Source organism: Devosia sp. J20-27 (assembly GCF_055808595.1).
Genome location: NZ_CM147875.1, coordinates 834326 through 854769, shown reverse-complemented (window position 1 = coordinate 854769; position 20444 = coordinate 834326). Strand labels below are relative to the sequence as shown.

Below are 20444 nucleotides of genomic sequence, written 5' to 3'. Positions count from 1 at the left end.
AAGTGCTCGATACGAGGATCAATGTACGTGATCAGGCCGAATAACGCATGACCGCAGTCGTCTCCGCCCAAAATCTCGGCCTTACCTTCCACACCAATGACGGCGACGTGGTCGCTCTCAGCGACGTCAATCTCGAAATCGAACGCGGCGAGTTCGTCTCCTTCATCGGCCCGTCGGGTTGCGGCAAGACCACCTTCCTGCGTGTCATCGCCGATCTCGAGCGGCCGACCTCTGGCAGCATCACCGTCAACGGCACCACGCCCACCGATGCCCGGGTCAACCGCGCCTATGGCTATGTCTTTCAGGCCCCGGCCCTCTACCCGTGGCGCACCATCGAGCAGAACGTGGCGCTGCCGCTCGAGATCATGGGGCTCAGTGATCGCGAGGCGCGCATCAGCCGGACGCTCGACCTGGTCAATCTCAAGGGCTTCGAGAAGAAGTATCCCTGGCAGCTCTCGGGTGGCATGCAGCAGCGCGCCTCCATCGCCCGCGCCCTGAGCTTTGATGCCGATCTGCTGCTGATGGATGAGCCCTTCGGGGCGCTGGACGAAATCGTCCGCGACCATCTCAATTCGGAACTCCTGAAGCTCTGGGCCCGCACCCGGAAGACCATCGCCTTTGTCACCCACTCGATCCCCGAGGCGGTCTATCTCTCCACCAAGATCGTGGTGATGAGCCCGCGCCCCGGCCGGGTCACCGACATCATCGAGAGCGATCTTCCTGCCGAACGGCCGCTCGACATCCGCGAGACCCCGGAATTCCTGCGCCTTGCCGCGCGGGTTCGCGACGGCCTGCGCGCCGGCCACTCGTACGAGGAGTAGGCCATGCTGACGGGGGGCGTGTCGCAGATCAGGGCCGAGTTCGACCACGGGCAGGGCTATACCGGCGTCCGCCTGCGCCGCCCCGGCCGCTGGAAGCGGGTCCTGATGCTGCTGCCGGCCATCGCCATCTGGGTGTTCGGCGGCGGTTTTGCCCTGATCATGCTGGCCGCCACCAGCAATGAACCGGCATTCTTCTACATCTGGCTCACCGCGTGGGGGCTGGGCGGCTTCGCATTCATCGCTACCCTGGCCGCGCGCGCCTTCACCACCGAGACGCTGGTCATCCGCTCCGACGGCGTGACCCTGGTACGGCGGTTCCTGCTGCTGGCTTTCCCCACGCACCTGCCCGCCGCGCAGATCGCCGACCTGCGCTTCGTGCCCGACGATCTCACGCGCACCTACACGGTCAACGGTCGCCGCATTCCGCAGACCTCGTTCGAGATTGTCGGCAACCCGCGCAATCTGCGCTTCGCCCACGGCATCAGCCAGGCCGAGGCCCAGGCCGTCATCACCGCCGTCAAGCAGCGACTGGCCGTCTCCTGGAAGCGTCCGCGATGACCGATGCCACCCGCATGTTCCGCGAGTCCAGTCTCGGCCCCATCCTCATCGTGCTCACGGCCATCGTGCTGGTCTGGTATGCCGCCGCCGTCTGGATGAACACGCCGTGGCAGGAGACGCTCAACGCGCGGGCCGAACTCGCCAATGTGCCGTTCACCGAGTTCGCGCTGCAGACCTGGGCGCAGGACAAGCCGCTGCTGCCGGCGCCGCATCAGGTGATCGGCGAAATCTGGAATGCCACCATCGGCACCGATATCAGCTCCAAACGCTCGCTCGCCTACCATGCCTCGATCACCCTTTCGGCGACATTGTTCGGCTTTGCGCTGGGCACCCTGCTCGGCATCGGCCTCGCCGTGGTCATCGTTCACAACGACGCCTCGGACCGCTCGCTGATGCCCTGGATCATCGCCAGCCAGACCGTGCCCATCCTCGCCATCGCGCCCATGGTGGTGGTCGGTCTCGGCGCTGTCGGCGTCACCGGCCTGCTGCCCAAGGCGCTGATCTCGATGTATCTGAGCTTCTTCCCCGTCGTCGTCGGCATGGTCAAAGGCCTGCGCACGCCCGAAGGCATTCAACTCGACCTGATGCGCACCTACAGCGCCACGCCCTGGCAGGTCTTTGCCAAGCTTCGCTGGCCCTCCGCTGTGCCGTTCCTCTTTGCCTCCATGAAAGTCGGTATCGCCATTTCGCTCATCGGCGCCGTCGTCGGCGAGCTCTCCAACAGCGCCGGCGGTGGTCTTGGCGTCCGGCTGCTGACCGGGTCCTATAACGGCCAGACCGTGCAGATCTGGGCGGCGCTGTTCCTTGCCGCGGCCCTCGCGGCCGTGCTCGTCATTCTCGTCGGCTTTGCCGAAAGACTGGCCAATGCCAGGATGGGGGCCCGCGCATGAGCTCCCTGCAGAAAACCCTCGCCTGGCTCGCCGGCATCCTCAGCGCCCTGGCGCTGGGCATGGCGCTGGCGGCCGGCGACGCGCCGATCGTACTGCTGCTCTTTGTCACCCTCGGCACGGTCTCGCTGCTGCGCTTCCGCCGGCCGCTTCCGTTCTGGTTCGACGGCCCGCTGGCGCTGCTCGGCGCCGTCGGGCTCTTGCTGACGCTGCCGGTCTATGCCGAGGAGCCGCCGTTCTTCTGGATCGCTCTCGTTGCCTGCTGGGGCTTTGCCTGGCTGTTTGTCGAACGCCTGTCGCAGGCCATCCGCCTCGGCCAGGTGTCGGGCCGGATGTTCGGCATCCTGATCCCGGTGATCTTCGGCCTGTCGCTGCTGTTTGTGTGGGAGATCGTCACCCGCGGCGCCAATGTGCCCCAGGTTCTGCTGCCGGCTCCCAGCCAGATCTGGGTGCGGCTGATCGACTCGATCCCCACTTTGATCGCCGACTTCCAGCAGACCTTCCTCAAGGCCGTGCTGGCCGGCTACGCCATGGGATGTCTATCGGGCTTTGCCGTCGCTATCCTTGTCGACCGCTCGCCCTTTCTCAAGCGCGGCCTCCTGCCGATCGGCAATTTCGTCTCGGCGCTGCCCATCATCGGTATCGCTCCGATCATGGTGATGTGGTTCGGCTTCGACTGGCCCAGCAAGGCCGCGGTCGTCGTCGCCATGACCTTCTTCCCCATGCTGGTCAACACCGTCGCCGGTCTCAACACCGCCTCGGTCATCGAGCGCGACCTGATGCGCACCTATGCGGCCGGGTACTGGCAGACGCTGTTCAAGCTGCGGTTGCCGGCAGCGGCGCCCTTCATCTTCAACGCCCTCAAGATCAACTCGACTCTGGCTTTGATCGGCGCAATCGTAGCGGAATTCTTCGGGACGCCCATTGTGGGAATGGGCTTCCGGATATCGACCGAGGTCGGCAGACTCAACATCGACCTGGTCTGGGTAGAGATCGCAATGGCGGCGGTCGCGGGATCTGCCTTTTATGGGGTGATTGCCCTTATCGAACGGGCAGTCACGTTCTGGCATCCGTCCGTCCGTGGTGGACGTACGTAACAGGGGTAAGGGACGAAACACATGAAAAAACTTCTACTGGCAATGGCCGCAGGCGCGATGGCGCTGACCGCATCGGCCGCAATGGCGCAGGACAAGCTGACGCTGCAGCTCAAGTGGGTCACCCAGGCACAGTTCGCGGGCTATATCGTCGCCAAGGCCAAGGGCTTCTACAGCGACGAGAACCTCGACGTCACCATTGCTCCCGGCGGCCCCAACGTGGCGCCCGAGCAGGTGATCGCCGGTGGTGGTGCTGACATCATCGTCGACTGGATGGGCGGTGCCCTGTCGGCGCGCGAAAAGGGCGTGCCTCTGGTCAATATCGCCCAGCCGTTCAAGAAGTCCGGCCTGATGATGATCTGCCCCAAGGAAACCGGCATCACTTCGGAAGCCGACTTCAAGGGCAAGACGCTCGGCGTCTGGTTCTTCGGTAACGAATATCCGTTCTTCGCATGGATGAACAAGCTCGGCCTCTCCACCGAGGAAGGCGGCGACGTCAAGGTTCTGCAGCAGAGCTTCGACATCCAGCCGATGATCCAGAAGCAGGCCGACTGCATCTCGGTCATGACCTATAACGAGTACGGCCAGGCCCTCGACGCCGGCTACGGCCCCGACAACCTGACCATCTTCAACTACACCGAGATGGACAACGACCTGCTCGAAGACGGTCTCTATGTGATGGAAGATACTCTGGCCGACCCGGCCAAGGTCGACGCCTACACCCGCTTCGTGAAGGCCTCCATGATGGGCTGGCAGTATGCGCTCGACAATCCCGACGAGGCCGCCCAGATCGTCGTCGACAGCGATGACACCGGCGCCGCCGAACTCGCCCACCAGAAGTACATGGTCGGCGAAGTCAGCAAGCTTGTCGATGCCACCGACCCGGCGCTGGACATGACCACTTATGACCGTACGGTCAAGGCGCTGCTCGACCAGAAGATCATCACCGCCCAGCCCGAGGGCGCATACTCCACCGTCGTCACCGACGCGCTGAAGTAAGCCTCAGAGCGGCGTGATTTGCGAAAGGCGGGGGCAACCCCGCCTTTTTTTTGCCGTCGCGCGAACGACAAAGCCCCCGGAAAGTTCCCTGACATCATGCTCAATTTTTAGGCGTTATTGTCGCAACCAAAAGCCCTCGCCGCAATTGAGTCGCAATCGAAACGCGTCAAAGAAGGGCACTCCCCATGAATGGCATCATTTACCTCGTCGGCCTCGTCGTCGTGATCCTTGCCGTCCTGTCGTTCTTCGGCCTGCGCTGAGCAGCCGCCCCAACAAGGAGAACGAGAAGATGACACTTCCATCCGAAGTCGATGTCGTGGTCGGACCCGGTCCGGCCGAAACCGCTGACCGTGGCTATGTCGATTGGCCGGCGATCATCGCCGGCATCGCCATCGCCACCGCGATCTCCATCGTCCTGCTGACCTTCGGCTCGGCGATCGGTCTGAGCTTCACCAACTTCAACGCCGCCGATGATGTCCCGGTGATCTGGATTGCCATTGCCGCCGCCAGCTGGCTGCTCTGGGTGCAGATCTCCAGCTTCATGGCCGGCGGCTACGTCACCGGGCGGCTGCGCAAGCGGCACGGTGATGCCAATGAAGACGAAAGCGACATGCGCGACGGCGCCCACGGCCTGCTGGTCTGGGCCGGAGCGCTGATCCTCGGCGCCTTCATTGCGGTGAGCGGTCTTGGTGCTGCGGCCACCACTGTCGGCAATGTTGCCGGTGCGGTGACCAATGCAGCGTCCAACGTTGCCGGCGGCGCCGCCGACGGTGCGGCCAGCAATCCGGACGCCTACTTCACCGATATGCTGTTCCGTCCGGCTCCGGCAGGCGATACGGCGGCGGCACCGGCTACGCCGGACGCCACCATCACCCCGGCGCCGGCCGCAGGCACTGACACGGCCACCACGCCGGCCGCACCCGCTGCCACCACGACGCAGGCCATAGCCCCGTCCACGGCAACCGCAACGGACGTTCCTGCCGACACCACTGCGGTGCGTGCCGAAGCTGGCCGTATCTTTGCCCAGAGTGCCGTCAGTGGCGATCTGCCGGCCGATGATCGGGCCTATCTGGCCCAGGCCGTGGCTGCCAATACCGGTCTCAGCCAGACCGAGGCGGAAGCCCGCGTCGATCAGGTCGTAGCCAGCATCGAAGACGCCAAGGCCAAGGCTGCCGAGGCCGCCGAAGCTGCGCGCAAGATGACCGTGCTTGCAGCCTTCATTACTGCCGCCTCGCTGCTCGTCAGCGCCGTCGGTGCCTATTGGGCAGCCCAGAAGGGCGGCAATCATCGCGACCGGAACACGGCTTTCCCCGCCATGTTCCGCCGCTGGTAAGCCGAAAGGAAAACACCATGTTTCGTGGAATTGGACTCTGGCTTCTCGGCGTGCCGATCTGGCTGATCATCATCATCGTCTTCTTCATCCACTAAGGATCGAAGACTGAAGCGACAGGGGCGGAAGCAATTCCGCCCCTTTTCTCTATGCTCAGCCGGTGGCCTTCAAGTCCGGCACGGCCGCGCCGTAGCCGTCGCCGATCAACCCCGCCAGCGCCGCGCGCGGCACCGGCCGGGCAATCAGGAAACCCTGCGCCTCGGCATAGCCCAGCCCGTGCACCGCCCGCAGCTGCTCGGCAGTCTCGATGCCCTCGGCGGTGACCGGCACAGCGAGCCACTCGCCCAGTTCGACAAAAGCCCGCACCACGGCCGGTGCCTTGCCGTCGGCCAGCCGGATGAACTCGCCATCAATCTTGATGCGATCGAAATCGAAGGCCAGCACGTCGCGGATCGAGGACTGGCCGGCGCAGAAATCGTCGAGCGTCAGCTTGACGCCCAGCGCCCGCAGTGCCTTCAGCGTCTCGAGACTGGCTTCGGCATCGGCGAGGAACAGCGAGTCGGTGAACTCCAGCTCCAGCCGTTCTGCCGCCACGCCGCTCTCACCCAGAAGGTCCGGGATGAGCCCCGGCAGATCACCCAGCTTGAACTGCGCCGGCGATACATTGACGGCCACGCGATAGCGCGCCGGCCAATGCGCAGCCTCGGCCAGCGCCGTGCGCATCACCCAGGCATTGAGCTCGGCAATCGCGCTGCCCGCTTCGGCCAGCTCCAGGTAGTCGCCCGGCGCCAGGTCCCCATGTGCCGGGTGCGCCCAGCGCAACAGCGCCTCGAACCCGGCTATCTGCTGCGAGGCCATGTCGAGGATCGGCTGATACTGGAGGCTGAACTGGCCGTCGGCGAGCCCCTGCCGCATGTCGTCTTCCAGCGCCGCCAGACTGGCAAAGAGCGGCGACGCCTCGGGCGCCATCTCGGCGTCTGCCGCGACGGGCGCAGCGTCGTCATCCAGCCCGGCATCCTCGCTGGCGAGGTCTTCGGCCCAGACGACGGTCTCGTCCGGCAGCTCCGGTCCGATGGCGCCGTCGAGCCCCATCATCGGATCATCGCCGATCGCGTCGCCGGGCAAAACCGCATCGCCTTGGGGCGCTGCATCCTCTGCATCCGGCTCTGCCACCGCGGCAGCGCCGGGCCCCGCCTCGAGCAATTCTTCCGCCTCGGCCACCAGAGCCGCAATGTCCTCGACCGGCTCGCCGGCCGGGTCTTCGCCTATATCCGCATCCTCGGCGGGTGCCTGCTCCAGATCGTCGGCAATCGCCGCAAATCCGGCCATCAGATCATCGGCATCTTCGGTGGCGTCGCTGTCCGGGTCGTCGGTGACGGGCAATTCCGGCGGTTCGAGGCCATCGAGCAGCGCGAGGCCGATATCGGCTGCCGTGACCTCAGCGCCTGCCGCAGCCGCTTCGACCAGCGGTGGCTGCAGGGACGGCGGGGCCGCCTGCTCTGCTGCCGGGTGCTGCGTCCACACAAAGCCGCCATCCGGCATCGGCCGGAAGCTCACGGCAATGCTGTCGCCCGACTGCAGCTGCTGCAGGCGGCTGATGGCATGCGCCGTCTCGGCCAGCGCCATGGTCTCGGAAATGAAGCTGGCCTCGTCGACGCCCACCTGCGTTCCAGCCGCAATGCGGGCATCCAGAATGCGTTCGAGGCTGGTGCCGGTGCGGGCGCAGCTCACCGGCAGCCCGAATGTGGTGAGAAAGGCGGGGTTGCAGGCAATCAGCCGCTTGCGGTTGTCGAACATGGCAAAGCCGTGGCCGACGGCATCCACCATGGCGGCAAAGCGCGCTGTCTGCCGCCGCAGCAGGCGCTGCGTCTGGCGCAGCCTGGCGGTCAGCACCGCCTCGGCCGGCTCGCCTGCCGCGCTCATGGCTGCCCGGTCCCGCGGGGGCGCGGGCGATCGGCTTGGCGATGGGCGTGCATTCTGCACATGACAACGGCTCCGGCGCCCCAAGGCCTGCGGGCACTTCCGGTCGTCGAGACTAGGCAGTCGCAGTAAAGATAGGGTTAGTGATTGGTTTCCGACGGCGCGCTGCGCAGCATGCCGGCATAGATGCCCGGGCTGGATTTGGGGATTTCCAGCGCATCGAGCCGCTTCTGGTAAAAGCCCACCGGACCCGGATCGCCGATCACGCAATAGCCGTAGCCGGCCTCCCGCATGCCCTTGAGCGTCGCCATCAGCAGCGCCTCGCCGATGCCCCGCCCACGCGCACTTTCCAGCACGCCGGTCGGCCCGAAAAAGCCCTTGGCCGTCGCGTCATGGCAGGCAAAGCCCAGCAACTCGCCATCCCTGACGGCAATCCAGCAGGTGACCGGCAGGCTGCCGATGGCGACCGCGACCTCGCTGGCCCACACCTCGTCGAACTGCGCACGCACCCAGTCGAGCACCACGTGCCGTTCCGGCGGAATGGCGCGGCGCACCACAATACCGGCGGCGGCGACTTTCGCCTCGGCATCGAACTGCGGCAGGTCATAAAGGCGCACCAGGAGATCGGACATCAGGCTTCCTCGGCAATACCGTAGAGATTGGGCATCAGCCCGACCAGGGCCGAAAAGCGCTGGTAGTCGCGCCGCTCCGGCGCCGTCCAGCCAGTCTCGGCAATCGCCGACAGCCGCGGGAACACCAGCCGGTCGAAAGCCCCCTTGTCGGTCATCGGCTCGGACCAGATGCAGGCCTGCACACCCAGCAGCCGCTCGGTCTCCGCCGCGCTCCAGTCGGCATTGGGGGCATAGTTGTAGGCCGTTTCCGGCGATGACCAGCCCGCCCAGGCGGCGCCGCACTCGTGCCAGTCCGGGCTGTTGGCCATGTCGAGATAATAGGCCTGCCCCGGCGACACCACGACCTGATAGCCCTCGGCCGCCAGTTGCTGGCTCGATTCCTTGGTCCGCCAGCCCACGAGGTAGCAGTTTTCCTTGTCGATGCCGCCGCCATGCGCCGCTTCTTCCCAGGCGCCGGTGATCTTGCCCTGATCGGTCAGCCAGGCCTGCAGCCGCTGCAGGAAAGCCGCCTGCAACGGCGCCACGCCTTCGCCGCCCAGCGCCTTGCGCATGGCATTGGCCTTGGGCGACGTGGCCCAGGCCTCGGCCGGCACTTCATCGGCGCCGACATGGAAGAAGGCCGAGGGAAAGAGCTCGATCATTTCGCCAAAGATCGTCTCGACGACGTCGTAGACCGCTTCGACCGCCGGGTTGAGGCAATTGTTGGGGAACGACTGGATCGAATGGTAGAGGCCATTCTCGCCGGCATCCCTGAGGTGCGGCAGCGCTGCGAGCAGGGCGTAGCAATGGCCCGGTACGTCGATCTCGGGCACGATCTCGACGCCGAAGTCCTCGCCCACCGCGACGATGTCGCGAATGGCATCCTTGGTGTAGTAGCCGCCCGTCATCTCCGGACCGGAGCCCAGCAGGGGCGGGATGTCGAGGCCGTGGCCGCGCCACGCGCCGCGCTCGACCAGCTCGGGATAGGCGTCGATCTCCACCCGCCACGCTTCGTCGTCCGACAGGTGCCAGTGGAAGATGTTGAGCTTGTTCCACGCCAGGATGGCGATGAACTGCTTGATCTCTTCGCTCGAATAGAAGCGCCGCGCCACGTCGAGATGGCAGCCGCGCCAGCGCATCTGCGGCGCGTCCTCGATGCGGCCCCCGGTGGGGAAGGCAAAGCTCTGCGGATGCAGACGCGCCCCGCGCTGGATCTGCCCCAGCGTCACGAGGCCGTAGAGCAGCCCGGTATAGGCGCCACCGGCCACCTCGGCGCCCTCGGGCGAAAAGCTGATGACATAGGCGTCCTCGTCGAGCTCGCGGTCGAACCGGATATCCACCGGATAGCCGCCCTCGCCATCGTCGCGGACAATGCCCTCGCCGGGAAACAGGAACTGTGTCAGCGCCGTGAAATTGTCGGCGACCGTCTCGGTGGCTTCGCCGTCGCCCATGATGGCAAGGCCGGTCGGCGCCGTGCGGCGACCCGACACCTCGACCGACTTCGGCCACGGCACCACCGAAACCTGCACCGGCGGCGCATCCGGCACCGGCATGGCCATGGTGCCGCGCTTGCGCCGGGTCGTCGATCCGGCGAGCGTGGTCGGCTGCGTCAGGGCGACATGGGTCTCCCCGTCGGCGGTGATCACGAAGCTGCCGGTCGTGCCGTCGGTCCAGTGCCGGATCGGGGTATCGAGCTTCGCGATATCGATGGTCCAGCTGGCGCCTGCCGCCAGCACGAACCCGGCATCCGGCGCGATCTCGCAATAGTTCGAGAGCTGGCGGACCATCTTGCCGCCCGCGATCTCGGCGTCGTCGCTCACCCGCGCCGGCCCGGAAAAGCCGAGGATGAACTCGCCGATGGCCTCGCTGCCGTGATTGGTGAGGGTCAGCCGCAGGCGGCTCTGCGCCTCGTCCCACACGCTCGACAGCTCAAACCCGTCATACCAGTTGGCGACCATTTTAATACCACTCCGCTGTGCCGCCTCTGGTTAGTCGACTCTGCCCCGTGCCGCAACGGGCACCGTCTCGATCACGCTGTCTCCCGAGATCAGGTGGACCTCGTCGAACAGGTTCGACACCACGCACGCGTGGTTGGGGATGATCCGCACCCGGTCGCCGATGCGCGGCGTATCCGAGGGCGCCGCCAGCTCGATGACGCCATGCTCTTCGTTGAGATATTTGATGGTGATGTCGGTACCCATCAGCAGGCCGAAGCCCTGCAAATTGCCGATGTCGCTCGACAGCGCCTTCGATCCGGAATCGAGCACGATGCGCGTCGCCGTCGGCCGGCTGACCACTGTCGCCAGCACTGTCAGGGCGCAGTCGTCGAGGCTCGCCGCACCGGCCGCCACCTGCATCCGGTCATAGTAGATATAGGTGCCGGGCCGCCGCTCGGTGACCACGCTCTGCCCGGTCCGCCACATGTCGGGCGTATTGCCGCTGGTCACCCTGGGCACCGCAATGCCGGCCTGGGCGAAGAGGTCCGTCGCTTCGCGCAGCCAGGCCTCCGTCGCGTCGAGCTTGCCGCCCGGCGGATAGGTCATCAGCCCGCCGAATGTCAGTCCCGGCGCCATGTCGATCTGCCGCGCCAGCGCCAGCGCCTGGGCCGGTGTCTGCACCCCGCAACGCATGCTGCCGGTATCGCATTCGACCAGCACGGTCAGCGGCTTGCCGGTGGCGAATGTCTGCGCGTAGCCGGCCACCGTGTCCGGGCTGTCGGCGGTCACGGCAATGCTCACCTTGTCGTTGAGCGCCTTGAGCCGCGCCAGCTTTGTCGCGCCCAGGATATTGTAGGGCAGGAAGATATCGGTGATCCCCGCTGCCGCCATCACTTCGGCTTCGCCGAGCTTCTGCACGGTGATGCCCTTGGCGCCCAGCTCGATCTGCCGCTGGGCGAAGCGCGGCAGCTTGTGGGTCTTGGTGTGCGGCCGCAGCGCATAGCCATTGGTGTCGGCATGAGCCTGTGCCCGCGCCAGGTTGGTCTCCACCCGGTCAAGGTCGATCACCACGCAGGGCGTCTCAAGGTCGGCAATCGAACGGCTCATCGCAACTCTCCAGTTATCCTCGTGCCGCGTTCAGGCCCGTAGACTGGGCGGCAGCTTTTCAATCGCGGAGCATGCGCTACCTCATGGATACGACGCCCCGGCTCAGTTTGCCCTACATCGCGCCCCAGCAGGCGCAAAAGCAAGTCACCTACAACGAGGCTATGCGGGCGCTCGACATGCTTGTCCAGCCAGTCGTCAAGAGCCGCACCCTCGCCACGCCGCCGTCCGCCCCGGCCGAGGGCGACGCCTGGCTCATTGCGGCGGATGCCACCGATGGCTGGGCCGGGCAGAGCGGCAGGATAGCCAGTTATATCGATGGCGCCTGGATGTTCCGCACGCCGCTGGACGGCTGGCTGCTGTTCGTCGAGGACGATGGCGAGTTCATCCAGCGCCAGTCGGGCAGCTGGAGCGCCGTCGGCAGCAGCTATGCAAAGCTCGGCATCAACGCCACGGCCGACCTCGGCAATCGCCTCGTCGTCGCCGCCGACGGCAGCCGCTTCACCCATGACGGCAGCGACCATCGCCTCGTCATCGACAAGGCCACCACCGGCGACACCGCCAGCCAGATTTTCCAGACGGCAGCATCCGGCCGCGCCGAGATCGGTCTCACCGGCAACGATGACCTGCACATCAGGGTCTCGCCCGACGGCGCCACCTGGCACGAGGCCCTGCAGGTCGATGCGGCTACGGGAACTGTCGGCCTGCCGTCCGGCCAACTGGCCTTTCCGCTCACCCCCAATCCGTCCGCTGATCCGCGCACGCTCGACGATTACGACGAACAGGCCTGGACCCCCGGCCTCAGCTTTGGCGGCGCCGCAGTGGGCATCACCTATGGTGCCGCCAATGCCGGCCGCTATACCCGCATCGGCCGGCTGGTCATCGCCAGTTTCTTCCTGCAGCTGACCAGCAAGGGTTCTTCTTCTGGCGCCGCGGCGCTCACCGGTCTGCCTTTCGCGGCGCTTGCCTCGCCGGTGCCCGGCGCGATCAGTATCGGCTGGGCCAGCGCCGTCATCGCCGTTTCGGGCGCCATGCAGGGGACGGTCGCCGGCGGCGGCACGACGCTCGCTTTCTACGCTTCGGCCGGCGGCTCGTCCTCGCCTCTCACCAATGCCCACTTCGCCAATGGCTCGCAGGTGCAGGGCGTCATCATCTACGACGCCGCCTAGGTCTTGGACTCATAACTTCTGGTCCAGAGTCGGATTGAGGCGAGCAGAACGCTGGCGAGGAAGTTGCGGGCGAGCTTGTCGAATCGTGTGGCGACGCGACGGAAGTGTTTGAGTTTGCAGAAGAAGCGCTCGACCAGATTGCGTTCGCGATAGAGGCCCCGGTCAATGCTGCGCTGGACCCTGCGGTCTTTCTGTGTGGGGATGTGGGCACGGGCTCCCCGTGCCGCAGCCAGGTCGATGAGGACGCGAGCGTCATAGCCGCGGTCGGCAACAAGGTCGCGGGTGCGTGTAAGGCTCTCGATGAGGACGGCGGCGGCCTGCTTGTCGGAGGCTTGGCCGGGAGTGAGCATGATGCGGATCGGCAGGCCGGTCCCATCGACCACGGCATTGATTTTGGTGCTCAGTCCTCCACGAGACCGACCGATGGCGTGATCCGGGCCCCCTTTTTTCCGCCCGCGGCGTGCTGGTGTGCCCGGATGATCGAACTGTCGATCAGCGCCATCGACTGCGGCGAGCGCTCGGCGAGGGCTTCGAATATCCCGAGCCACACCCCGGCCTTGGCCCACCGGTTGTACCGGTTATAGGCGGTCGTATAGGGGCCGTAGCGCTCCGGCAGGTCGCGCCAGGGCGAGCCGGTGCGCAGCACATAGAAGATGGCGTTGATCACCCGTCGGTCATCGGTGCGCGGCACTCCGCGCGGCTTGTTGGGCAGGAGGGGCAGAATGATCCGCCACTCCGCATCGCTGAGATCAAATCGAGCCATCGCCACCTCCATTCAGGAGGTTGAATCAGCCTTCGTACTCAAAGGGAATCCCCTTTATGGGTACAGAACCTAGAGCCGCCTGTCGCGGGCCCGCAGCACAAAGCCGATCACCTCGGCCACCGCCTCGAACAGCTCGACGGGGACTTCCTCGTCGAGTTCGGCCCCGCTCAGCGCCTTGGCCAGCGCCGGATTGGCCTCGATGACGATGTCGTTTTCTTCGGCCAGCGCAATGATCCGCTCGGCAATGATGCCGCGGCCCTTGGCAACCACGCGCGGCGCCTCGCGGCTGCCCTTCTCATATTCGAGCGCCACGGCAAGCTTCTGCGGATTGACCGGCAAGTCGCTCATCGCGAGCTGTCCATCAGCCGGCCGGCCGGCCGCGCCGCCTCGCGCGGCACGCCGCGCCGCACGCTGAGCGCTGCCAGTTCCAGTCCCTTGGCGGCCAGCGCCGGCGCCAGTTCGGGCAACATGCTTTCCAGCGTCTCCGCCGTCAGTTCGTCTTCGGCCCAGAGCGCCACGCTGGCCTTGCGCCCCACCAGCGCCACCTGCGCACCGACCTCGCCCAGCACCGAGAATTTCAGCGCAAAGCGCAGTCGCCAGGCCCTGTCCCTGGCCTCGGATTTGCCCTTGCCGTCGCGCGCAATCTGCAGCTGCGCCATCGTCAGTTCGTGCCCGATCATCATCGGCAGCTCGAGGTTCCATTCGGTCGGCACCGCCATCGGTCCGCCGGGACGCGCGGCCTCGGCGCCGTGCGTGCTCAACTGCATCAGCCGGATGCGCGATAGCGCGCCGTCGGTCTGGCTGAGCAGGGATCGTGCAGCGTCTTTCGCGCTGCCCTCGGGCGGCTGCGGCAGTTCGGGCGTCTGCCCGCGCGGCATGGCCCCTTGCCCCGGTGGCGGCGGCGGGCGGCGCGACACCGGATCGACCGGCGCGATCTCCCCGCCCAGAAACCCCAGCAGCGCCGCTCGCAACTGCGTCAGCGCCTGCCGGGTATCGGCCGGTGCACCTGCCTTGGCCGGCGCATCGACAAAGACGCCCGAGCGCAGCACGGCCTGCTTCAGCGTCTCGCCCGTCGGTGCGCCGCGATCGAGGCTGATGCGACTGGCCAGTACCCGCGCGGCCGCCTCGCCCACCTGCGGCGGCAATTGCGGCAGCCGCGCCGCCAGTGCCTGCAGCAATGGCGCCGCACTCTGCTGCTGCGCCGCGGCCTGTGTCGTTGCGGCAATCACCAGCTGCGCCGGACTGCCCGGTGGCGGGGCAGGGGAGGTCGCGGCCGGTGGCGGCGCAAAAGCCTGCGTCAGCCGCTGCAACAGCGACTGCGGCGTGCTCACCGGCGCTGCCGGTGCCGCGCTCGGTGGCATGCTGACGGATGGTGCCGCCGCCGGTGCGGGCGCTGGTGCGGCCGGCGTCCCGGCTGCGGGGGCAGATGCCGACGGTACGGGAGCAGGCGCCACGCTCATCGGTGCTGGCGCAACCGGCTGGGCCTGGAGTGGTGCTCCAGTCACGGGCGCGGTCGTAGGCGCTGCAACCGGCGGTGTCGCAACGGGTGTCGGAGCAGGGGCTGTCCCCGCCGCTGGCGCCTGTGCCTGTGCGGCGGGGGCGGCGGGCGGCGCAGCGGTTACCGCGGGCTGCGCCGGAGTGACCGGCGCTGGTTGGGTCTGCACGGCCGCCGCTGCCGGGGTCTGCTGTGGTGGAGGCGGCATGGCTGGGGGTGTCACCGTTTGCGGCTGCGCTGCAGCCGGACCAGTGGGCATCACTTGCGCGGACGCTGGCGTCATCGACACCGGTGCCGGCGCCTGCGGCGATTGCGAAACCACTCCGGGCGTCGGCGCCATTGAGGTCGGCGTCGCGGCCGTCGCGGCAGGTGCCGTCGTTGGAGCGGCCACACCTGGCGCAGTCACCGACGCGCCACTCATCGGCCCGCTGTTCGGCGCGCCAGGCAAAACCGCTGCACTGCCCTGCGGCTGTGCCGCTGCGGCGGACACACGGCTCACGGGCGCAGCGGCTGCAGCCTGGTTGCCCGGTTGCGGCGACGGCGGCGGGACCGCTGCCTGCGCCCGCACCGCCTGTGCCGGGACGGGCTGGCCTTGTTGCGTGCGCGTCGGCTGCACCGTCACGGCCGGCGCGCCATTGGCACCGGCCTGCACATCGATCCGCACCACCGTGCCGGCCGGCAGCGGTGATGACAGCTTGAGCGTCAGGACCTGGTCATTCACCGCAATCTGGGCTAGCCCGGCGGGAAAATTGGGTGGCGGCGCCAGCACCTTGCCGGTGATCGCCTGCCCGGCCTGCTGGATCAGCATGTCGAGGCTGGCGCGGACGAGCTTGCCCGCCGCGGCGGCCAGCGCTGCTGCGGGGTCCTGTCCAGCCTGCGGCTGGAGGGCGATCTGCACGTCTGTGGCCAAACGCCTCTCCTCCGGCCCTTGGGGCCGGTTGCGCGCATCATCGCGGATTCGGGTTAACGAGAATTAACGACTGATCGGCAAGTTGCAGCCGGCCGCGCGAGGCCCTACCAAGTCAGCGCGGAGGGTTTTTCGATGCGCGTTCTGGTTACCGGCGCCGCCGGCTTCATCGGCTTTCACGTCAGCCAGCGCCTGCTGGCCCGCGGCGACAGTGTCGTCGGCTTCGACGTGGTCAACGACTATTACGATCCGGCCATCAAGGAAGCCCGGCTCGAGCTGCTGCACGGCAGCAACGGCGATTTCAGCTTCATCCGCGACAACCTCGCCGATCGTGCCGCCGTCGAGCGCTGCTTTGCCGACCATAGCTTCGACCGGGTGATCCACCTCGCCGCCCAGGCCGGCGTGCGCTACAGCCTCGAAAACCCGCATGCCTATGTGGAAAGCAATCTCGTTGCCTTCACCAACATGCTCGAGGCCTGCCGCCACGCCAGGGTCGACCACTTGACCTATGCCAGTACCTCCAGCGTCTATGGCGCCAATACCAAAATGCCGTTTTCCGAGCATGACGGCGTCGACCACCCGCTGCAGTTCTACGCCGCCACCAAGCGCGCCAACGAGCTGATGGCCCATAGCTACAGCCACCTCTTCCGCCTGCCGACGACAGGCCTGCGCTTCTTCACCGTCTATGGTCCTTGGGGGCGGCCCGACATGGCGCTGTTCTCGTTCACCAAAGCCATTCTCGCCGGCGAACCGATCCAGCTCTTCAACCACGGCAATCACGTCCGCGACTTCACCTATGTCGATGACATTGCCGAGGGCGTCATTCGCGCCAGCGACCGGATCGCCCCGCCGGACCCCGCCTGGGACAGCGCCGATCCCGATCCGGCCACCAGCAACGCCCCGTTCCGGCTCTACAATATCGGCAACAACGACCCCACTGAACTGACCGCCTATGTCGATGCCATCGAAGCGGCGCTGGGCAAAACGGCCATCCGCGAATTCCTGCCGCTGCAGCCCGGCGACGTGCCCAGTACCTTTGCCGACGTCACCACCCTGCAGGCTGCCACCGGCTACACCCCCGGCACGCCGGTGGTCGAAGGCGTTCGCCGCTTCGTCGAGTGGTATCGCCAGTTCTACGGCGTCTAGGTTCGCCAGGCGCCAGGTTGCCGGCCGGTTCAGTCGCCGTGGCTGGTGGCGTCGAAGGCCTCGCCGCCGGCCATCAGGTTGAGCACTTCCTCGCGCGTCTTCTCGCCGCGCTTGAACTGGCTGGCCACCCGGCCCTGGATCAGCACCGTGAAACGGTCGCCCACCTGCAGCGCATGCGTCGCGTTGTGGGTGATGAACACCAGGGCAATCCCCTGCGCGCGCGCCTTGGCGATCAGGTCGATAACGATCTTGCTTTCCTTGACCCCGAGCGCCGCCGTCGGCTCGTCGAGGATCAGCAGCCGGGCGCCGAAATACAGCGCCCGGGCAATCGCCAGCGCCTGCCGCTCGCCGCCCGACATGGTGCCGACCAGCTGTTCGGCATCGCTGATCCGGCGGATCCCCATTTCGTGGATCTGTTCGAGCGCAATGCGATTGGCGGTCGCATGGTCCAGCCGCCGCAGCGGCCCCCAGCCCTTGGTCGGCTCGTTGCCGAGAAAGAAATTGCGCGCCACCGAAATCAGCGGAATCGAGCCCACGTCCTGGTGCACGGTGCCGATGCCATAGGCCTGCGCATCGCGCGGCGACCTGAAGACCACGTCGCGGCCGTCGAAGGTCAGCCGGCCGACCGAAGGCGGGGTCACCCCCGACATGATCTTGATCAGTGTCGACTTGCCGGCGCCGTTGTCGCCCAGCAGGCAATGCACCTCGCCCGCATGGGCCTTGAGGCTCACATCGTCGAGCGCCAGGTTGTTGCCGAAGCTGCGCGATACGCTGTCGAGGGTCATCAGGGCGGTCATCAGGATTTCTTTCCCTGCTTGAGAGCCAGTTCGCGGACGAAATTGTTGGTCAGCACCGCAATCACCAGCAGCCCGCCGATGAAGGTCGCCAGCCAGTCCGTCGGCCAGCCGGTATAGAACAGCCCCAGGCTGACAATGCCGTAGATGAAGGTGCCCAGCACAATGCCGGTCACCGAGCCGAAGCCGCCCTGCAGCAGCACGCCGCCGATCACCGCCGCAATCGCGGTCTGGAACACATAGCCCTGGCCCTGCGCGGCATTGCCCTGGTTGTACATCACCGCCGACATGATGCCGACAAAGGCCGATGACACGGCGGTCCAGATGAAGAGGATCAGCTTGACGCGCGACACCGGCACGCCGGCCCGTCGCGCCGCATCGGGATTGCCGCCGGTCGCAAAGATCCAGTTGCCGAACGGCGTCTGCCGCAGCACCCAGGCGGCCAGCACGATGGCCACGCCATACCAGAGCACCGAGATGTTGAAGAACATCCACTTGGTGCCCAGCACCACTTCGGCCCAGCCCGCATCCTTGAGCGAGACGTTGGACGATCCCGAGATCAGCCGCGACAGGCCCAGGGTGGTGCCGGCGAGGATGAAGTTCGAGGCCAGCGTCACGATAAAGCTCGGCAGCTTGGTGGCATTGACCAGCAGGGCATTGAAGCAGCCCACGCCGACGCCCATGGCCAGTGCCATGGCAATGGTCAGCTCCACCGGCAGTCCGTAGAACCCGGTGCCCAGCGCCACGATGATGGCCGCGCCACCCACCACCGACCCGGTCGACAGATCGAACTCGCCGGCAATCATCAGCAGCCCGATGGGGATGGCGATGATGCCCAGCTCCGCCGCCGCGTTCATCCAGCCGGCGGTGCCCGCAAGCGAGGCGAAACCCGAGGCGCCGCCAAAGGCGACAAAGAAGAGGTAGATCGCCAGCGCCGCGATGGCCGGTCCGATCCAGACGATGCGCAGCAGGCGTTCGCCGAAATTGTAGGGCCGGCGCGTGTTCGGCTCGGCGGTGGTGCTATCCATGGTGGTCGACATGTCTCGTGAACCCGGTCGGCGATGCTATCGCGGTCTCCTGGGGTGCACGAGGCCCATTTGCTCCCGTGCACCGGCTAGGCACAGCTGTGGCGGGCGGCGCGTCCCGTTCCGCCCGCCACGTTTGCTAGTTGGCGCCGCGCGACCCCGGGATGTCCTTGTTCACCGCCAGCACGTCGGCAGCGTTGTCCTGGGTGACCATGAACGGTCCGACCCAGATCTCCTTGGCCGGCGCCATCTTGTACTTGTTGAACAGGTACGGGATCTGCACGCCGTAATAGCCCTGCAGGAACGGCTGCTGGTCGGAGGCAAAGCTCATCTCGCCCGCCGAAATCGCCTCCAGCACGCTGTTGCCCAGGTCCATGGTGCCCAGGTCGACCGAGCGGCCGGTGGAACGCACCTGCTTGATCGATTCGAGCGCATCCACGCCCACCGCGACGCCCAGCGTCACCACGCCGTCGATCGACTGGTCCTGCATCAGCAGGGCGCTGACGGCGGCCTGCACCTTCTGGCTGTTGCCGATATCCTCGGACGCCAGGATCACCATTCTGGCTGTGCCGCCGGCCTCGGTGACTGCGTCGATATAGCCCTGGCAGCGCTGCTCGAGCACCGGGTTGGCCGCGATCTGGTTGATGCAGAGGCCGTTCTTGACGCCCTTGTCAGCAGCAATCCTGCCGCCCTGATAACCCATCTGGTAGCTGTCTTCGCCGATAAAGCCGATGGCACCCAGTTCCTTGTAGTTGGCCCCGCCCGAATTGATGATGATCACCGGGATGCCCTCGGCGGCGGCCTGGCGGATCAGTGGTTCGGTCGGCTCGGGAAAGAAGTTGCCCACGGCAATGGCGGCCGGCTTGCGCGCAATGGCCGCCTCGAACATCCGCGTATAGACGGGCACGATGTCGTTGAAGTCGGCTGGTGCCGTCCACTGCGTCTTGATGCCGTAATCCTTGGTGGCCTGGTCGAAGCCCTGCTGCACCGCCCCCCAGAACGGGTCCGAGCTCGGTCCGCCCAGCATGATGATGATGTCTTCCTGCGCAGTTGCCGCCACCGGCGCAGCTGCCATGATTGCCGCAAGCGCAAGCGCGCTCAGCTTCCTGAAATTCATGCGATCCCTCCTATTGCAGGCAGTGCGCATCCTCCCGACACGCATCCTGCCCCGGCACCCTGCGGCGCCTTTCATCATCGTTATTAGATCATATGTATTATGTAAAGAGGCTCAACGCGCGCCTCGCATGGCGAGAATGGCCGCCACCTCTTTCGCCAGCGCCTGCCCCAGCACGTCATGCGCGGCCTCGTCGAGATGGATGCCGTCCATGCCGGCCCGCACCACCTTGTTGGCGTCGAAATGGAAGCAGTCGGTGCGCTGTGCCACCTGCTCGAGATAGTGCGCATGGTCGCGACAGCGGCGGTAGCCTTCACCCCAGATGGCCGGTTCGGCCTCTTCGGTGATCGACGGCGGGGTGACGATCAGCACCTCGGGCGGATTGTCCACCATGGCGTAGTGGCCCTTGATCATCAGGATCAGCGTCAGCATACCGCGCGACGAATTATAGGCGCTGATCCGCAGCTGATCCTTGAAATCATTGGTTCCCAGCATGACGATCAGCACATCCATCGGCGCGTGCGATTCGAGCAGTGCGATCAGCGTGCGCGAGCCGTTCTTGTGCAGGCCTTCGATCGGATCGTCGAAAACCGTCGTGCGACCCGACAGCCCTTCTTCCACCACCCATGCCCCGTCGCCGATGGTGCGGCCCATGACATTGGCCCAGCGTCGCTCCGGCACGATCCGGTCGGGCGTCTGGGCGATATTGGCAAAGGGCGGGCAGCCCCAGGTGTTGGAATCACCGAAACAGACAATGGTAGGCATGATGC

19 protein-coding genes are annotated in these 20444 nt (G+C 66.4%); 8 read left to right on the top strand and 11 right to left on the bottom strand.

The features are described 5' to 3' along the window. Window positions 1-47: 47 nt before the first annotated feature. From AC0L4C_RS04140 to AC0L4C_RS04115, 6 genes are all read left to right on the top strand, one after another. Window positions 48-821: an ABC transporter ATP-binding protein gene (locus tag AC0L4C_RS04140; protein WP_473402267.1), complete on the top strand. Its 774-nt coding sequence runs from the start codon at window positions 48-50 to the stop codon at window positions 819-821. Window positions 822-824: 3 nt separating this feature from the next. Beyond that, on the top strand, window positions 825-1379 hold the full coding sequence (locus AC0L4C_RS04135; RefSeq protein WP_473402266.1) for a hypothetical protein: 555 nt from the start codon (window positions 825-827) through the stop codon (window positions 1377-1379). Further along, on the top strand, window positions 1376-2269 hold the full coding sequence (locus tag AC0L4C_RS04130; RefSeq protein WP_473402265.1) for an ABC transporter permease: 894 nt from the start codon (window positions 1376-1378) through the stop codon (window positions 2267-2269). The genes AC0L4C_RS04135 and AC0L4C_RS04130 overlap by 4 nt, the downstream gene beginning before the upstream one ends. Continuing rightward, window positions 2266-3363, top strand: a complete 1098-nt coding sequence (locus AC0L4C_RS04125; protein ID WP_473402263.1) for an ABC transporter permease — start codon at window positions 2266-2268, stop codon at window positions 3361-3363. Before AC0L4C_RS04130 ends, AC0L4C_RS04125 begins: the two co-directional genes overlap by 4 nt. A 21-nt stretch (window positions 3364-3384) precedes the next feature. Next, complete coding sequence (locus AC0L4C_RS04120) at window positions 3385-4359, top strand: ABC transporter substrate-binding protein (protein ID WP_473402262.1); 975 nt, start codon at window positions 3385-3387, stop codon at window positions 4357-4359. Between the two features lie 289 nt (window positions 4360-4648). Further along, window positions 4649-5692, top strand: a complete 1044-nt coding sequence (locus AC0L4C_RS04115; protein ID WP_473402261.1) for a hypothetical protein — start codon at window positions 4649-4651, stop codon at window positions 5690-5692. Between the two features lie 150 nt (window positions 5693-5842). On the opposite strand, the gene AC0L4C_RS04110 is transcribed toward AC0L4C_RS04115, so the two are convergent. The 4 genes from AC0L4C_RS04110 to AC0L4C_RS04095 all read right to left on the bottom strand — a co-directional run bounded on the left by AC0L4C_RS04110 (window position 5843) and on the right by AC0L4C_RS04095 (window position 11264). Beyond that, on the bottom strand, window positions 5843-7612 hold the full coding sequence (locus tag AC0L4C_RS04110; protein ID WP_473402259.1) for an EAL domain-containing protein: 1770 nt from the start codon (window positions 7610-7612) through the stop codon (window positions 5843-5845). Window positions 7613-7749: 137 nt separating this feature from the next. After that, window positions 7750-8241 (bottom strand): GNAT family N-acetyltransferase, encoded by a 492-nt coding sequence (locus tag AC0L4C_RS04105; protein WP_473402258.1) that lies wholly within the window; start codon window positions 8239-8241, stop codon window positions 7750-7752. Continuing rightward, complete coding sequence (locus tag AC0L4C_RS04100; RefSeq protein WP_473402257.1) at window positions 8241-10178, bottom strand: beta-N-acetylhexosaminidase; 1938 nt, start codon at window positions 10176-10178, stop codon at window positions 8241-8243. The genes AC0L4C_RS04105 and AC0L4C_RS04100 overlap by 1 nt, the downstream gene beginning before the upstream one ends. A 30-nt stretch (window positions 10179-10208) precedes the next feature. Beyond that, a complete protein-coding gene (locus tag AC0L4C_RS04095) occupies window positions 10209-11264 on the bottom strand; it encodes a D-TA family PLP-dependent enzyme (RefSeq protein WP_473402255.1) in 1056 nt (351 codons plus the stop codon). Between the two features lie 83 nt (window positions 11265-11347). Between AC0L4C_RS04095 and AC0L4C_RS04090 the strand changes: the two genes are divergently transcribed. Next, on the top strand, window positions 11348-12430 hold the full coding sequence (locus tag AC0L4C_RS04090) for a DUF2793 domain-containing protein (RefSeq protein WP_473402254.1): 1083 nt from the start codon (window positions 11348-11350) through the stop codon (window positions 12428-12430). Here the strand turns inward: AC0L4C_RS04090 and AC0L4C_RS04085 are convergent. The 3 genes from AC0L4C_RS04085 to fliK all read right to left on the bottom strand — a co-directional run bounded on the left by AC0L4C_RS04085 (window position 12427) and on the right by fliK (window position 15598). Then, window positions 12427-13193 (bottom strand): IS5 family transposase gene (locus tag AC0L4C_RS04085; protein ID WP_473400093.1). Its coding sequence is split into 2 segments (ribosomal slippage): window positions 12427-12884 and window positions 12884-13193, totalling 768 coding nucleotides; the frame shifts between segments, so codons are not numbered across the junction. The two genes, AC0L4C_RS04090 and AC0L4C_RS04085, sit on opposite strands and share 4 nt — an antisense overlap. Window positions 13194-13262: 69 nt before the next feature. Further along, complete coding sequence (locus AC0L4C_RS04080; protein WP_473402253.1) at window positions 13263-13541, bottom strand: EscU/YscU/HrcU family type III secretion system export apparatus switch protein; 279 nt, start codon at window positions 13539-13541, stop codon at window positions 13263-13265. Continuing rightward, on the bottom strand, window positions 13538-15598 hold the full coding sequence (gene fliK, locus AC0L4C_RS04075) for a flagellar hook-length control protein FliK (protein WP_473402251.1): 2061 nt from the start codon (window positions 15596-15598) through the stop codon (window positions 13538-13540). Before fliK ends, AC0L4C_RS04080 begins: the two co-directional genes overlap by 4 nt. A gap of 132 nt (window positions 15599-15730) precedes the next feature. Between fliK and AC0L4C_RS04070 the strand changes: the two genes are divergently transcribed. After that, on the top strand, window positions 15731-16741 hold the full coding sequence (locus AC0L4C_RS04070; protein WP_473402250.1) for an NAD-dependent epimerase: 1011 nt from the start codon (window positions 15731-15733) through the stop codon (window positions 16739-16741). Window positions 16742-16770: 29 nt separating this feature from the next. On the opposite strand, the gene AC0L4C_RS04065 is transcribed toward AC0L4C_RS04070, so the two are convergent. The 4 genes from AC0L4C_RS04065 to AC0L4C_RS04050 all read right to left on the bottom strand — a co-directional run bounded on the left by AC0L4C_RS04065 (window position 16771) and on the right by AC0L4C_RS04050 (window position 20439). Then, on the bottom strand, window positions 16771-17538 hold the full coding sequence (locus tag AC0L4C_RS04065; RefSeq protein ID WP_473402249.1) for an ATP-binding cassette domain-containing protein: 768 nt from the start codon (window positions 17536-17538) through the stop codon (window positions 16771-16773). Next, window positions 17538-18575 (bottom strand): ABC transporter permease, encoded by a 1038-nt coding sequence (locus AC0L4C_RS04060; RefSeq protein WP_473402247.1) that lies wholly within the window; start codon window positions 18573-18575, stop codon window positions 17538-17540. Before AC0L4C_RS04060 ends, AC0L4C_RS04065 begins: the two co-directional genes overlap by 1 nt. Window positions 18576-18699: 124 nt before the next feature. Then, window positions 18700-19677 (bottom strand): sugar ABC transporter substrate-binding protein, encoded by a 978-nt coding sequence (locus AC0L4C_RS04055; protein ID WP_473402246.1) that lies wholly within the window; start codon window positions 19675-19677, stop codon window positions 18700-18702. A gap of 111 nt (window positions 19678-19788) precedes the next feature. Next, window positions 19789-20439 carry a GDSL-type esterase/lipase family protein gene (locus tag AC0L4C_RS04050; RefSeq protein WP_473402245.1) on the bottom strand — a complete coding sequence of 217 codons (651 nt, stop codon included), beginning with the start codon at window positions 20437-20439 and terminating at the stop codon, window positions 19789-19791. Between the last annotated feature and the right edge of the window lie 5 nt (window positions 20440-20444).